Consider the following 15707-nt stretch of genomic DNA (forward strand, 5'->3'; position numbering starts at 1 on the left):
CCGACCAGTGTAACCGGTGGCGATGGCGAAGAGGCCACACCCGTACCCATCTCGAACACGGAAGTTAAGCTCTTTAGCGTCGATGGTACTGCATGGGAGACTGTGTGGGAGAGTAGAACGCCGCCGGTTCTTTTTTAAAAAGCCCTGATCATTTATTGCAAATGGTCGGGGCTTTTTTTACTAAGAATTAATAAAATGACTTGAATTCTTACTTAAAGGTTGCTATAAATATTAAGTTTTTGGGCGCCCGTAGCTCAGCTGGATAGAGTACTTGACTACGAATCAAGGGGTCGCCTGTTCGAATCGGGCCGGGCGCGCCATAAACGACAAGGGTTTTCAGGTTTTAGCTTGAAAGCCTTTTTTGTTTTTAGGGTAGATTGTCCCACTCCTGTCCCACCTTTTTAAGGTTCCTTAAGGATCTTTAGGGAAAGTTTCCGCATTTTTTTCGGCCAATCCTTCAGTGCCCAACCTATAAAATAATCTGGAATTGATTCTACCTCACTCTTATTTTCTGGTTTTTAACTTCTGTCTTGAGCAGTTTTTTCTGATCACCTGTGGCCACAGCCAGTGCGGTGGAATAGACCTTGTTATGGAAACTTTCATAACTGTCGCGTTTGATCAGTGGAATCGCACCGGCAACATAATCCTCTGCATTCGATATAGATGACAAAGAGGTCATAAAAGATTTAACAAACCGTTTCTCATCACCAGTGATCATCCATGTGCCGTATTCATCGGCAAAGACTATTTCATCACCATCTTCCATTTTATCAATGAGCCCATGAAGTATCTTGAAACATTGGACAGCCAATTTGTGGTCTCTCTGGTCGGTCAATTTGGAGCTATCTTCAAGATAGTCACCGATTTTATCAAACCACTCATCGGTTTCTTCAGGGATGTGTGAAAAATTTTTTGAATTGATATCAAAAGGGGCGTAATAGTATCCGGCCAAGGAGTGTTTTTTAAATTGTTCAATATCAGACAGCAACTTTTCACCATCAACATGTGCTGGTGGGATTTCAATGGTGATCCTCCCAAATACATCATGGCGTTGGTTGGTATTCATAGTGTCAAAAGCCCTATCTAAAAGTTCAATCAGCTTTTCTGGCTCTTGTTCTCTAAGGTATTCAAACAGTCGTTTTTTATTCATTCCCGTAATTTGTCCTTGGATTAAAAGGTTTAATTTTATCCATGATATCCGGTTAAAAGAGAGTGTCAAGTATAAGAGCGTGACAATAAAAATAGGTTTGGTTGAACGGCGGTGCCTACCATTGCTGGCAAGCACCTTCCCGTTCAGATTGTTTAATCTTCTAATATTTCGTCCAGAAATCGACTGCGTGTTGCATTCTTCCCCATGTAATTTATCGGATATGTCAGGTAGAGCAGGTTCATTGCCCTGGATATCCCGACAAAGCAGATCCTCCTTTCTTCTTCAATTTCCCCTTGTTTGTTTGGCATAACGCCTTCGGTCATTCCGATAACGAACACAATCGGAAATTCCAGTCCCTTTGACTTATGCACGGTCATCAGGGCTACTCCATCTTTATTGTTGCTGTTCTCTTCCTTAAAAGTTTCCGTGTAGTTTATTAACGCCGGGATGTCTTTGTATTTGGCAGAAACGAGTTGAAGCTGATTGATATTCTCAATCTTTGAATCGTCCGGTGATGGGATATCATCGTCTGAAATGTATCGGTCATAATCAAGCCCTTCTCTGAGGATATGTATAATCTCAGCCGGTTCCAGTTGAGCCACATCTTGAATAAGCGGCTCGATCAAGCATACAAAGTCCTTTATAAATTTTTTGAGGTATGGAACCTCGATTGGCATTGTTTTTAATCCCTGGAACAGATGGACATTTCGCTTATTGGAAAAGCTTTCAAGTCCGGTCATAAAGGTCTTTCCAATATACCGGTTCGGAATATTGATAATTTTCCTGAGTGCATCATCGCCATCATCTGAGTCAGGATTATTGATAAACCTGAGATAGTCCAGCAGCACCTTTACTTCATGGCGCTGATAGAAACTGGACCCGTTCTCAATGTGGTATGGGATTTGATGCTGTTTGAATCCGTCTTCAATTGGCCGGCTCAAACTGTTTGCCCGGTACAATACGGCAATATCCTTGAACTGGTAAGTGCCGGATTCGGTCAGACCCTTAATCTCATTTACGAGTTGTAGAGCCTCATCTTCTTCATTGGTGGCATCTATAACAGTTGCCTTGGCACCAGTTGAATTTTTAGTCCGCAACACCTTATCAATCTTTTTGGTATTATGGTCAATGAGGCGCTGGCAGCAACTCAGAATTTCTGGTGTCGAACGGTAGTTCGTATCCAGAATGAATTGCTGGCTATTTTGAAACACCTTGTCAAAGTTAAGGATGTTCCCGACTGAAGCTCCTGTAAAAGAGTAGATGCTTTGACAGTCGTCAGCACACACCCAGAATGATGATTTCCGGTGATTATTGATAAGCTGCTTCAAGATTTCGACCTGAAGTGGTCCAACATCTTGATATTCATCAATAAGTAGATGAGTATATGAATCCTGGTATTTTTGCCGTATTTCCTTTTCGCCCTTTAACAGGAGATAGGATTCAAACAGCAGGTCCGTGAAGTCGAGTAGCAGCTTTTTCTTTTTCTCAGCTTCATAAAGCCGGTATACATCGGCAATCTTCAACATGGTTTCATCTCCGGTGTAGAGATCCGCAAATTCATCGGTATCTATAATGTTGTTCTTAGCCAGGCTGATTTCACGAATGATCAGACCAACAGGGATGTTTCTGATTCTTTTCTTCTTCATCACCTGCCGGACAAACTTCAGTTGTTCATTTCCGTGAAGGATCTCAAAAGTTTTGCCCTCCTGTTTCAACAGGGAATAACAGAAACTATGAATTGTAGCCAAATCAACCCGGGTTGCCAGATCTTCCAAGATGGGATACAGCTTCTCTCGCATGGCTTGGGCTGCGTTGCGTGTAAAAGTCAATCCGATGATCCTTTCAGGTGAGACACCGTGGTTTTTCACAAGGTTTGCAATGCGCCGGGTCATAGTCAACGTTTTTCCGGACCCTGGGCAAGCTATTACACAGGCTGTGCCATACAGAAATTCTGCTGCCTCTTTTTGTCGAGAGTTCAGTCTTATCATGGCTTTCCTCCTTGAATTAGTTTTGAAACCATTCGTCGCAATAGGATTTATACGAACATCCATGACATCTCCAAGAGGTATCATTAGGTATGAAAACTCCTTTTTGGATACCATCCCAAACCAACTTGATCTTTTTGATTGCTTTAGCAGAGTGGGTACTGGACCGTTCGGTATAAATCTGTTCAAACTTTGGTTTCTGGGTTTTAATCAGACAATCGAATTTGAGATTTATATCCCGGTCAGCATATCCATTGGCTTTCGCCGCAGTGTAATACACGGTCAACTGGAAGTTGGAATCAACTTCACTGATAGCCATGGCTCTCTTTGATGTTTTATAATCCGTAATGGTCAAAGTTCCGTCTTCGTCTTCTTCAACCAGATCCATGATACCGATCAATGGGATATCCAGGCCCTCTATATTCATGACAAAGGGTTCCTCAATGGCAACGATGGTCGCATCATTTTCAGGAACTCGTTTCATGAATTCATGAAGCATTTTAACGCCCTGATTTAACAGTGTCCGGTAGGTGTTACCCTTGGAATACTGGATATCAGGATTGTCTTTGGCCGATTTCTCCCAGTCTGTTTTGAACATATTCTCAATTTCATCTGATGACAGAATGTTTCCCATCATTTTCTCTTGGTTGAATTCAGCCAGAATTCGGTGGATGCAGGAGCCGAATATCAGGTTATCTGATACAAAATCCGGCTTCAGGTTATCAATTCGGGAAAATTTGTACATCAGACTGCAATCGATATATGAATTGATTGAACTGACGGACAGGTGTGGCTGTTTTCTTAATTCTAAGATATCCATAAAAATTTCCTTTCCAGACCAGGACCAGGACGCACCAATAGGGTTTGTCCTGATACCTGATCACGAATTGTTAATGGTTTAAATTATGCTGCGTGCTGAAGGTCTCTGATAAAGACCGACGCGCTGGAAGAATCCAGATACTCGAAGTTCACATTGAATGTTTCAAGGGATAATTTGGTAAGATCCTCTTCTGATAAGCCCCTTCTTTTTGCCAGATTGAGTATCGCCTTTTTCTGGGCTGCACTCATTTTGGGACCGTCAGAGGGGGCCGGTGCGTTAGATGGTTCTTTTTTCGAGTCCTCTTTTTTCTTCGTTTGGGTAGTTTCAGTTTTCTTTTTGTTGCCTGAGTTTTTAGCCTTTGCATCATTGGTTCCAGTATTTCTCGCAGTTGTCTGAGGTTTCTGGGTCTTTGATGTACGATTATCATTAACTGGTTTTTCATTTTCAAGGTCATCAATGTTTCCTAATTCTTCCAAACAGGTTATTCCGATATTGGTCATATCCCTTAATGCTCGGCCTTTTGCCCTTGTGGCAGCCATCCTGAGAACATGTGCTTTCACAAGAGGTGCGACATTATTGGGATTTGCATCGGCTATTTCGATAAAGTCCTCTCCACTTTTTGATACAACGTGTGCTTCACAAATAGCTTCAAGACCATTTTCTTTGGTGGGATACTGTATTGTTTTTACCCTGATCGATTGAATTCCGATCTGATGGGCCAGATCCAAAAGCCCGGCATAAACTACAAAATCTTTACCTTTAATACTTTTGATAAACCGGTCATCCAGCTTGGGTTTACTTTGATCTTTGGACATGAGTCACCTCCTTAAAATGGGGTATCATCCTTGTCTTCAAAACCTCTTCCATCAGTTTTGATAAACTCAATGGAATTGGCGATCAGTTTCAACGCCGATCTGGATTCTCCTTCACTATTTTCCCAGCGATCCTGATCTAGCATACCGGTAATACCGACACGGGCGCCTTTATGCAGGTGCGCTTCAGCCAGTTCAGCGGTTTTATTGAAACAGGTTATCTTGACCCAGTTATCCGTTTTATTTTTGGTAGAACGGAAAGCTATAGGGAAACTTACAATCTGGGTACCGCCTTCACTGAAAAACGATTCAGGGTCAGTACCGAGGTTGCCTGTAATGATGCATGTATTCATTTTTTTAATTCTCCTTTGTTGATTTAACGGGAGTACACCTTTCACCACCGGGCGTACTATATTTCTCCTGACGACTCTACAGGATGCGTATCCATACAATCGGACGGATGGTCCCGTTAAACTTTGTTGGTAATTGTCTTTTCAGGCAGGATCAGTTCATTCGTTAGCTGCTAGTTTTATATGACGTCTGGGGATTTCTTCGATTGAAGCATTGATGGCTTCATTTACTTCAGACATTCCCTTGGTGATCTTCTTCTGAAGGACATCATTGTATTTGAGTCCATAAGGAGAAACACCGGAGACAACCGATTTGGCCTGTTCGATAATCCCTACCAGTTCTTCATCTTCAAAAATGTTCCTGGTTGAGAAATCGTTAAGGAACTCATTCAATTTGTTGAACATGGCATTACTGACCATCTTAGGTTTACCATCGTTGTTGGTCAGGCGCTCGACCAGGTTGTTGACAACATTCGAAAATTCGTTTCTGAGTGCGATCATTGCCATTTCCCTGGTTTCTTCCATGAGACTGGCGAATTTTTCCTTTTCACGTTCATAGATTTCGGGAGAAAGGATTCTTGATTTGGCCGGAGTGGACAGTTCAAAATATCTCCAGTCGAGCTTAAACTTGCTCAAGATGTCAGTTGGATAATCTGCTTCATTGAACAAATCGTTTCCAAGTACTGCGGCTGCTTCCTCTTTTGCTGAACCGTACAGTGCTTCAAAGTCCTGAACCTTTTGCCAGAACCGCTCCTTAAAATACTGGAGCCGTTCATCAATTTCGGTAAGGGCTTCTTTCGGTACCAGATAAATACTGGTGATCGGAAAAGGAAGCGAATGACGCTGAACAGTCTTTCTTGCCTGCTGAACTGCGGTCTTTACAGGACCGAGAAGAGTCGGTTCTATTAGATATTTCCGACCGACCAGAAATTTATTATCCTGACCGATTTTCTCAGCCATAACCTTCTGATTTAATACACGACTACACTGCCAGACTGAGCTGGTTAATTGAATCAAGCAAGCCTTTTTGAAAATGTCATTTTTCATAATGTAATTTCCTTTTATTGTTTTATCCGCATAACGGTAGGTGTTTACGAATTACGACTTTGTTTTTGGTCTGATAGTATGCCGGGACAAGATTTCTTGCTTTTTCTTCTCCGAGCAGGTCTTTAAGAAACTGGGATTCTTCAATACAGGATTTACCTTTGAAGCCTCTTGTTTCTATTTTGATTTCACCAGAATCCAATACGTCGATAATGATTTGTTTCAATTGAAACACTCCTTTTTTAGAATTGGGATGGTTGGAATAGACTGTGGTTGGTGGGATTGAAAAGGTAGGGTGTTAAAGTGACAGGGACAGGCGAATGCCTTTTTTCATCCTTTTTTCGGTAATGCGATATCCTTTTTTTCTGGATTCTCGTTTTACGGATTCTACGGCATAAGCCTGTTTAAGAATCCCTGCATCTTCGCCAATATGCTTTTGCAAGCCGCCGCCAATCCATGAATCCCAGAGCAGTATGTATCCGTTGCCTTTTCTGACAACACCAATTTCAAATACTGCGGCAGGAACATGAATGGCATGGGTGCATTTGCCAAGGTCCTCTTCACTGATACCATCTGGCAGGGGCTGATTACCAACCCATTTGCCGTACCACTGGTATCGAGTTTGTCCTTCCATAAAATGGAAACCGAGTTTTTTACAGGCATCTTTCAATGACTGTAGGTCCATGATTTCAAGTTCAATTCTTGAGATATGTGACAAATTTCACCTCCATCATGATACATTAGGTATCTGTCTGATTTTTCGTTGATCTTTAGGTTTGTCCTCTTGTGTATTTGCAGGACGAGCCCTGTTTTTAGCCCAGTCTTTAAGAGCGATAATTTCTTCTCTCATCACTCTACTTAATGGTACTAATGCGCTGAAAGCATCATCAACACCATCATAAAGACTGTCCTTTGCAAGCTGTTCGATCTCAGCACCACTGTAGCCTGCTAAACGCTGAGCATAGGTGGTAGGAATCTTAGATCCGTATTTACGGTTCATGATCTTAATGATATCAATCCTCTCCTGGATAGTCGGCAGATTTACGAAAAACACCGCGTCAAATCTACCGGCTCGAATAAATTCCGGTGGGAGTTTTGAGATATCATTTGCTGTTGCCATGATGATAGCTGAGGTATCGCTCTCCTGAACCCAGGTTAAAAAGTGTGAGAACATGTTAGCTGTTGTGCCAGAATCTAGTTCTCCAGAGCTTTTTATACCAGCAAAAACTTTTTCGATTTCCTCGAGCCATACGACAACTTCACCGAATGCATTTATGACCTGAGTTGCTTCACGAATGCGTCTTTCTGAATCTCCCACAAGGGATGATTTTAATGAACCGATATCCAGTCTTATTAAGGGCCAACCCAGAATGGATGCGGTTGCTTTGGATGCGAGCGACTTTCCAGTTCCGGGTATTCCTACAAGGATAATTCCTTTTAGGCGTGGTAGATGCTCATTTCCAGGTTCATACGCCCTGGCACGATTGCTGATAAATGCTTTGAGGTTATCTAAACCTCCAACATCCTTGATATCAGCAGGTTCCCAGAACTCCATTAGTCCAGATTTTTTAATCATTTGAGATTTAGCATCTGAAATTACTCGGGTGCTACAGAATCCAGTAGTAATCAAACTGTAGGCAAAAGCCGTTTCTGCTTGATCCGATGTTAGGCCTTTTGCTGCACGGGCAGCTCGTTTGTTGATATTGACGTTCACGCTGGTGCAAAGTTCTTTCTGCAAGTCGATCAATTCATTGTCATCCGGTAAAGGTAAATTGATAACGGTAAATAATTTGTCGATTTCTGGTGTCATCTGTATTACCGGACTAATCATGATCAACGCACATCCAATTCCTTTCCAGCGGACCACGCCATTCTGGATAGCCTGAATGACTTCAGGGATGTCCAGAAACAGGTGCAGGTTATTGGCAATCAGCACAGTATCCGTATACATGCTGAGCCAATTAATGGCTTCCACAGGGTCTCTGATTTCATCAAGGACCTGGGTAGTGCCAGCTTTTCTGATACCTTGAATACAGTCCCATACAAAGAACTGCCAATTTTCACATGGCAATAATTGTTCTGCCCTGTGAGTTTCTTGGGTTAATACACAAATAGCTGGATACCCGGCCTTCAAATAATTCTTAAGTTCATTTTTAATCATGGGAAATAACCTCCCACTGTTTAAGAATTTGTTTGCTCCGAGTACACCGACCACAAAGCCATACGGATCGTTCATGACCATCGATAATGGCTTCTGTGTCAATTTCTGCCGGTCGATGACAGAAGTCACAGACGAACTGATTTTCATCCCAGGGCTCTGGACGTACGGCGGCTGCCGTTAAACAAGATTGCATAAAACCTCCTTCATAAAGATTTAAAATTTAAAAATGTAGGACAATTAAATGTAGGACAATTAAATGAAACTAAAACCGCACCAATCCATGACAGATGTCATAGAAAAGTACGTTTTTTAGTTCCGGGGAGAATCTACAACACTGTAAGTGTTTAAGATTAAATGATTATATCTCTATGAAAGGAGTGAAATGAAACAATAATGTAGAATGGAAAAAATGAATTGGTTGCCCAATCATGAGAAGGATAACGGTTTTCTAAAGCTAAATATGATGGTCTCGTAAAAAATCGAAAATGGCTGATTATAACGGATTTGGGAAAGGCCATTAATTCGGCTTTCTGGTCCTTACCTATTTTCAGGCTTCTTGGCCATTGAACATGAATTTTCTGCCCTGTTTTTGTCACAATTTCAGGATAGGATCTAAAGTAAATATAAATAAATTCGAATGGTTAAGAGTGAACTTTCAAATCCGTTATAACCAGGAAAATTTAGTCCATGTGCTTATCTTTTCTCAGAATAGACAAGGAGGATTTCAATCCTTCGGTTACTATCCAGATCATTGACGGATTCGACAAAATTGTATTCACCGTATCCAGAAATACCAAACAGGCGTTCATCGGAATATTCGGGCCTTATTTTATCGGTCCTTATGAAGTGATTGGCGATATACAATGCCCTTGCCGTGGATAACTCCCAATTTGATTTGTAGTGTCGGTTCCTTATGGGATTTGTGTCTGTGTGGCCTTCAATATAGAGTCGCTGGAAAAGTTTTTTATGATGATATCCCTCTTTCAATAAATCACCGACCGCATCAAGAAATTTGAATCTGTCTATGTCATTTTTAGATATATCCGCCCGACCGGGATCAAATACCAGTTCACTGCTGAAGCGCAGCATTTGAAAATCCCCGTTGGCTTTCACCGTGATGGAGCCTTTGGGAAACCGACCCGCTTGTTCAAATGCATCTATCATCTCAACAAACTGGTCTTGACGATCCCGGAGTTCAATACGTACCAGCGCATCACTCAGATAAAATGAAATGTACTGGATGATCATGAAAAGAAGGATGATCATCAAGGTGGCGATAATGACATCTAGAAGAGCTGGCCAGATATGCACTTCATTGGATGATTGCTGTCTTACAGTCACATTTACGTTTCCTTTTCATTATTCTTCATTCAGGGGTGCTATTTTTTATCCGCAGAAAAAATTGATGAAACTTTTCGGGTAGTCTTTTGATATAAACTGGAAACAGGATTCCCACCAACGCTATCTAGGCCGGCAGCTAAAGCAAGCGCCCTCTCCCTGTCATGGTTCAGTTTTAAAAAGCTTTGTTGAGACTTGATTAGATTATTAAGTGAGGTTTCTATATTGTTTAAATCAAGAATTTTGTTGTTTTCTGACAACTGCTTTATATTTTCCTCCATCTGCTTTATGACGTTTTGACTTGATTTCACAAGGCCTGCCTGTTGTTCAAAAACATTTGATAAAAATTGCCGCAACCCGGGGAACAATTCATTGAGCTTGGCCTCAAAGCTTTCCGACATAACATCATATTGGGATAAGGTTTGATCCGTAATGCCGTGGCTGTACCCTCTGATTTGTTCTTGCAGGTCTTGAAATCCTTTCTCAAGGAGTCTAACCGACAAAGCATGGTTTTCACTTATTGCTTCGGCTTGCTGGAGATATTTTTCCGACATGAGCGTTAGTTTTTCCTCAAATGCGGATAGACGGGATTCAGACGAAATGTCCTGCTGTTTCAAAATTTCGTTTTGGATGCCTTTTAACCGTTCCTCTATTATTCCGGAATGAGTTTCAACGGTCTGTGACATGCTTGAAATAATGTGCTCGTATTTATCCCAGACATTCTTCATTTCACTGAGATGTGCTTCTTTCTGTTGTTCAAGTATGAGTTCAGATTGCTCTTTCAGTTCTACAATCTTTGAATTCGACAACCGCATCGCGGCATCATGGTCCAGTTCAATATTCTTGATTTCCTTGGATTGTGTATCCGCATAGACTACCAGGTTGCCGGAAAGTTCCACCAGTTCGTCATGAAAAAACTGTTTCATTGATTCAATGGTAATATTCAACTTTGTATACAGCTTATCAATATGTCCCTTATCATCGCCCAGTTTTTCAAACAATGTCTGCGTCAAAGTATGTGAACTCTCATAAGTCTTTTTCAAATTTTCGGATAACTCAGAAATGGCCGACGTAGACCGGGAAAGGATCTTGAATTCTTCTTTAAGATCGTTCTGTGAATGGCCGATCCCCTTTATGCTGTCTTTTAAGGTCTCTGCCATATTTGTGTAGATCCGTTGATTCTCCGAAATACTTTTAGCCAGTCCGGACAGGCTTTCAGAGGCTTTGATGAATTCCGTCGAGGATGACTTCATGATATTGGCAATATAGGCCAAATTGTCACCCGCCTGTTTGGGAGAAAAAAACGGGATCAATAGGTTGGCGTAAAAAGCTTCCAACTGCCGAGTGAAATTGTCCTGTCTTCTCAGAAATGCATGATCCAGAAAAGAGAGAAAAATAAAACTGATAAACCCACATAGGGTCGTTGAAAAAGCCGTTTCCATGAAATTTAGGCTGCCGAGAATGTCGTTAATGATAATCTGGAAGGAATCCATGGTAATATTGTCTCCCATGCCGGTCAGTATACTTTTTAGATTGATCACGGCCTGGCTGAGACCAATAATGGTGCCGATCAGGCCAAGCAAGATCAAGATACTGGCGATATAACGCCCCCAGGAGGAAGTCGGCGCCGTAATGGATCGAAGGGAGTCAGATGCCATATCCACGTTTCCATCCCGGGTTTTAACGATTTGTACATGGCGGATTGCCTTCATAACGGTTGACTGCTTTGAAATATGGGTACTTTCCAGACGATCGAACAGCTCTTCCGAATTTTCTTTATCGGAGGTCTCAAAAATATTTGTCACTTTTACAAGTGCACGCCTGTCCCAACCGACCTTGATCATTCTGTACAGCAGGGTCAGACAGCCCACTATAAAAAACAAGATGATGATACCATTGATAACGGAAGATGTAATAGTTCCCATCAGGTATTTAGCCAAATCAAAAGAGAAATCCAGATTGAGACGGTTAATATATGACAATAAATCGTTGATCATTCACTTTTTTCCTTTTTTTGATTTTTAATTTGCCCACTACTTTAACAAACGGAAAGGAGAGGATTATTGGGAGCAAAAGGATATTTAGTTTGTGCCTGATATGGTTATACCCATTTATATTGGAATCAATTTTCAAGGTCTCACAAAAAAATTTGGGGAAAAGCAGATTCCTTTTCCGGTTGAGGTTAAAAGAAAATTCCGCATGGTCTCCGGGGTTCACAAGGGGATATTTTGTCTTGCCTTCATTTTTTAATGCCGTAAAGCGTTTATAAATACCCTTTTGCCAGTGTATCCTGGAAATCCGAACCGAATCTTCACTGGTGACGGCATTCCAACATTTCAGGGACAAATTCCCGACTTTTCGAATCCGTTGTCCCTTGTTGAAAAGGACCTCAACACCCCCTTCCACAGACTTGGTACTGATCCGGATGGGAAAAAGATAAGTGAGTTCTTTTCCGTCTTTACTGCCCGCTTTGATCTCAATACGATCCTCCAAAACGGATTCCAGGTCATGGGTTGGACTTTTAAAGAAGAATTTAATCTGGTGGGGAAGCTTCGTGTCGCGTTCATATCGAATCAGCTTTTTGACTCCCGAAGGGATCTCAATGCTAACGTTCTCCACTGGCCCGAGGGAATCGCTTCGCATAAATTCCACGACCTGGCGGCGGTCTTCCCCCAGAGGTGTGTTCTCCCAATTCAAAGCAGTAACAGGAAAAGTATGCAGATGAAGAAGTTCAATATGAACATATAAGTCAAACTTCCGCGTATTAGCCACCAGAGAATTCGAGGTAATTCGCACTAGTAGCTCCCTTGCCTGACCCGCGGATAAATACGCAGTCTCTACCCGGCAGAGAACCTTATGGTCTTTTTCTGCGCCGGAATCGGATTCAAGGGAATACCGACCGGATACGCCGTTGCCGAAAAATGAGATATCCAGCTTGCCTTTGCCCCTTGTTTTCAAGGGAATGGGGACCTCTATCGCATCTCCGGCCTGGACGGATTTGCCATAATAGATATCAAAATTGTCAATGATCAGGTGAATGGGCGGAGACAGGGTGTCTCTGTGGACCGGCACCTTGAATATAAGATTGCTGTCAGGGCTTTTCATCAGAATCTGCCCGTCCGACGTTTCTCCGGATTGGGGCTTCCGACAAATTTTCATTGATGTCAAGCATGTGTTTGTACTGTCAAATATCAGATGGTGATCTATAGGGAGCAGCCACTCAGGATGTTTGACAACCTTTAACTCACAAAGATGCTCCCCCCGTGATGATTCCGGGAGTATAAACCGGATAGAAACGATATCCTGCTTTTTAAAATCCGGTATGGTGCAGACCCCGAATTCCGGATGAACACAGATATCTTGAAAACGGTAGTCCGGGAGATACCGATTTTCTAATGCATACCTGTATGCAAACAAATCCAGTCCCTGAAAGTTGAGATCAAAAAAAAGAGAGAACATTCCATCGGCACTTTCATGCATTGTATAATCAATTTCTTGATCTTGCCCCCATTGGTTAAAAGAACCTTCAATACTTATTTTACCGCCGGTATCGTGGTGACAGACAAATTCAAATAGGCCGGTATCCTGACCAATGAGGATAACGGGCAAGATGTCTTTAGATGTTTCAAGCCGGCAGGTAAAAAAATGGCTCCTTTCACGGGAAACCGCGGCATTATAATTGAGTTCGACTTTTTCAAGACAACTGCCTTTTGTAAACGAATTCCCCAGCGCATTAAATGTTTGGGCGGCGTGTAGAAGATCTATCAGGACATCGTCGATCATAATTCAACCTTTACCCCAAAATCACTGCGATTTGTAAGTGGTTTTTACTTCCACGTGGGCCAGGATTTTCTTTCCGCCCCAAGTGAGGCGATAACCCGGATGCAGGATATCGACAACGGTTCCTTCCGGTTTGCTGTTATCTGGTTCCGGAGGCTCGCTGATTTTTATTTCCTCCGTCTCTGTCGTTATCCGTTTCGGCGGTTCGATTTCTTCAATACCGGCATGATCAAGTATTCTTTTTTCAATATCGTTAAAAAATTCTTCAATACTTTTGGAATCTATCTTCTCAGAATTTTTGACAATATTTTCTTCTCTATATTCCTGTTTTATTAATTTCAGTGTTTTTCCCACAAAATTATTAAAAATTTCCTGTTCTACAAATTGTATTAAAAATTTTTCAAACCCTCCCTCCTGTTTGATGACGTAGGATTTGAATATTTCAAAACTCTCAAGTACAGGCCATTCTCTAAGGTAAGGGGAAAATGAATTATAATGGGTGATTAAGCGTAATATGGTAAACTCCCAACCAGGGCCTTCTTTCGCTATCTCTATTTTTTCTTTGTCTCTATCAGACTGGAAATCATTCAATGAATTAATAATGCTACGATATGCATCAATCAACGGCAGACTGCTAAAATACAAGTTACGAAGGGTTTCCTGCAATGATTTTATCTGTTGTCTGATATCATCGTCAGCTGATTTAAAAGGCATTTTCATTTCACCCAGCACTTTATTTATCTTGACGATCTCTTTTGCCTGGGTACACAGTACATCAGGGATATTGGCTTGCTTCAGTACACTGGTTTGTGGTTTAAATAAATTTTGGAAACTTGCGTAAAAATAGTGGTCAATAAATTTGGGGGCCAGAATTCTGCGTTTATCTTCTTCGATGGCCTCTTCTATCTCTTGTATCCTTTCGTTGACTGATGAATATTCAAAACTTTGAATAAAATTTTCTACTTTATCATTTAGATTGGAGACATCAATTTTTGCATTGTCAATATCAATTTTCAGATTGCTGACTCTCTCATGAAAATTAGAATTTAAATTTTTTATACTCTTTTTGACCTCTTCAATTTGATTTTCAAATTGGACGGGCCGCAACGATATTTGAGTTAGCTGCTTAACCTCCTGAAACAATTCGTCAAAGTTTCTTTGTTCTACGAAATCGTAATTTTTTAAAACATCTACTGAAATTGGCCAATTTCTTTCTTCTAGCGTACTTTCAAGTGTATCTAATCTTGTTTTAAGTTCGCTTACCCGATCTTCAGTTTCGACTGATTCCGATTCTGAAGCCTTATCAGGATTTCTGCATAAAGATTCAAGTTTTCTTATTCTTTTTTCTAAATCATTTAGTGATTTTATATCAAATCCAGAATCCGATTGAGAGTTTGGAATACTTTTGCTAACAATTTCATCAATTTTATTTTCAAGCACTCTTATTTTATCTAATATATCGTTTATTTGTTTTCCATCTGATGTAGATGCAAGTCGGGTCTTGGATACTTGATCATTGAACACCTGGGGTGTAGTGGACGAAATTTTTTTATCCCTATTAATGTAGATATTTTTTATAGTTGTTTTTGACTCATCTCGTCCCTGAATCATGATTTCCAATTCTAATTCTAATTCCGATAGCTCACCCAGTTGAATTCCTGTATTAAATTGTTTTTTAGAGGTAGATACAGTTTTACTTTTTATCAACGTATCTTTAATTTTTTCTGAATCTTTATTGCCGATTTTGAAAAGGGAAATATTTAAATTTAGACCCTTAATATGTAATATTGGTATGAGGTCTCTTCCCCTTGATTCTGTAGTAGGGACTAAATCAAAACTCAAATAATTGTTTCTATATTTGATCTTAATTGTATCCAAGTAAACTTGCTTCAAAGATTTATTTTTGATGTTTTCTATTTTTCCTTCTATAATCTCATATCGGTCAGATGAGCTCAAATTCTCAACAGAACTATTTAATTCTTGTGAATCGTTCAAAACATCTCCTTTTCCGTTTCCGTTTCCGTTTCGGGGATTGATCATAACTTCGGCCACTTTGTGTCAATCGTTTAATTGACTGCAAAATAACGTTGGGATTACAGATGGTTGATAGTTCCCTATATCTGGTCACCACATAAATGGCCTATCTTATGATCAAGCCCGTTTCCGTATCGATCAAAAAAAATTATAAACGGAACAAACAAACTTCAATTCCATTTTAATGCTCATTTTGTTTTCTATATAGTTGAGTCCTCTTTTAGACTGTGCCG

The 15707-nt window shown here is 40.8% G+C and carries 14 protein-coding genes, 1 tRNA gene and 1 rRNA gene; 2 read left to right on the plus strand and 14 right to left on the minus strand.

Annotated elements, in window-relative coordinates:
- The first annotated feature begins 12 nt into the window (after nt 1-12).
- Both rrf and HXW94_RS13070 read left to right on the plus strand, forming a co-directional pair.
- Nucleotides 13-129, plus strand: a 5S ribosomal RNA gene (gene rrf / locus HXW94_RS13065).
- A gap of 114 nt (nt 130-243) precedes the next feature.
- Nucleotides 244-320 (plus strand) — tRNA-Arg (locus HXW94_RS13070).
- A gap of 173 nt (nt 321-493) precedes the next feature.
- Here the strand turns inward: HXW94_RS13070 and HXW94_RS13075 are convergent.
- From HXW94_RS13075 to HXW94_RS13140, 14 genes are all read right to left on the minus strand, one after another.
- The gene (locus HXW94_RS13075; RefSeq protein WP_178367347.1) at nt 494-1150 is read right to left on the minus strand and encodes a hypothetical protein; all 657 of its coding nucleotides are present in this window, start codon (nt 1148-1150) and stop codon (nt 494-496) included.
- Nucleotides 1151-1302: 152 nt separating this feature from the next.
- Nucleotides 1303-3138, minus strand: coding sequence for an ATP-dependent helicase (locus HXW94_RS13080; RefSeq protein WP_178367348.1), 1836 nt, complete (start codon nt 3136-3138; stop codon nt 1303-1305).
- A gap of 16 nt (nt 3139-3154) precedes the next feature.
- Entirely contained in the window at nt 3155-3955 is an 801-nt protein-coding gene (locus HXW94_RS13085) for a RecB family exonuclease (RefSeq protein ID WP_178367349.1), read from the minus strand.
- An 83-nt stretch (nt 3956-4038) separates the two neighbouring features.
- Nucleotides 4039-4770, minus strand: a complete 732-nt coding sequence (locus tag HXW94_RS13090) for a hypothetical protein (protein WP_178367350.1) — start codon at nt 4768-4770, stop codon at nt 4039-4041.
- A gap of 11 nt (nt 4771-4781) precedes the next feature.
- The gene (locus tag HXW94_RS13095) at nt 4782-5120 is read right to left on the minus strand and encodes a single-stranded DNA-binding protein (protein ID WP_178367351.1); all 339 of its coding nucleotides are present in this window, start codon (nt 5118-5120) and stop codon (nt 4782-4784) included.
- 156 nt (nt 5121-5276) lie between these two features.
- Nucleotides 5277-6164, minus strand: a complete 888-nt coding sequence (locus HXW94_RS13100; protein ID WP_178367352.1) for a DUF3150 domain-containing protein — start codon at nt 6162-6164, stop codon at nt 5277-5279.
- A gap of 22 nt (nt 6165-6186) precedes the next feature.
- Nucleotides 6187-6387 carry a DUF2997 domain-containing protein gene (locus HXW94_RS13105; RefSeq protein WP_178367353.1) on the minus strand — a complete coding sequence of 67 codons (201 nt, stop codon included), beginning with the start codon at nt 6385-6387 and terminating at the stop codon, nt 6187-6189.
- A gap of 72 nt (nt 6388-6459) precedes the next feature.
- Complete coding sequence (locus tag HXW94_RS13110) at nt 6460-6879, minus strand: DUF1257 domain-containing protein (protein WP_178367354.1); 420 nt, start codon at nt 6877-6879, stop codon at nt 6460-6462.
- A gap of 12 nt (nt 6880-6891) precedes the next feature.
- Nucleotides 6892-8322, minus strand: coding sequence for an AAA family ATPase (locus HXW94_RS13115; RefSeq protein ID WP_178367355.1), 1431 nt, complete (start codon nt 8320-8322; stop codon nt 6892-6894).
- A complete protein-coding gene (locus HXW94_RS13120) occupies nt 8315-8515 on the minus strand; it encodes a hypothetical protein (RefSeq protein WP_178367356.1) in 201 nt (66 codons plus the stop codon). The genes HXW94_RS13115 and HXW94_RS13120 overlap by 8 nt, the downstream gene beginning before the upstream one ends.
- A gap of 500 nt (nt 8516-9015) precedes the next feature.
- Nucleotides 9016-9663: an OmpA family protein gene (locus tag HXW94_RS20135; protein WP_178367357.1), complete on the minus strand. Its 648-nt coding sequence runs from the start codon at nt 9661-9663 to the stop codon at nt 9016-9018.
- A 38-nt stretch (nt 9664-9701) separates the two neighbouring features.
- Nucleotides 9702-11657: a synaptonemal complex protein 1 gene (locus HXW94_RS13130; RefSeq protein WP_178367358.1), complete on the minus strand. Its 1956-nt coding sequence runs from the start codon at nt 11655-11657 to the stop codon at nt 9702-9704.
- Nucleotides 11629-13443 (minus strand): hypothetical protein, encoded by a 1815-nt coding sequence (locus HXW94_RS13135; RefSeq protein WP_178367359.1) that lies wholly within the window; start codon nt 13441-13443, stop codon nt 11629-11631. Before HXW94_RS13135 ends, HXW94_RS13130 begins: the two co-directional genes overlap by 29 nt.
- Nucleotides 13444-13464: 21 nt before the next feature.
- Nucleotides 13465-15435: a hypothetical protein gene (locus HXW94_RS13140; RefSeq protein ID WP_178367360.1), complete on the minus strand. Its 1971-nt coding sequence runs from the start codon at nt 15433-15435 to the stop codon at nt 13465-13467.
- Nucleotides 15436-15707: the final 272 nt, after the last annotated feature.

Origin of the sequence: Desulfobacter latus, from assembly GCF_013389365.1 — a bacterium.
In the GTDB taxonomy this organism is placed as follows: domain Bacteria; phylum Desulfobacterota; class Desulfobacteria; order Desulfobacterales; family Desulfobacteraceae; genus Desulfobacter; species Desulfobacter latus.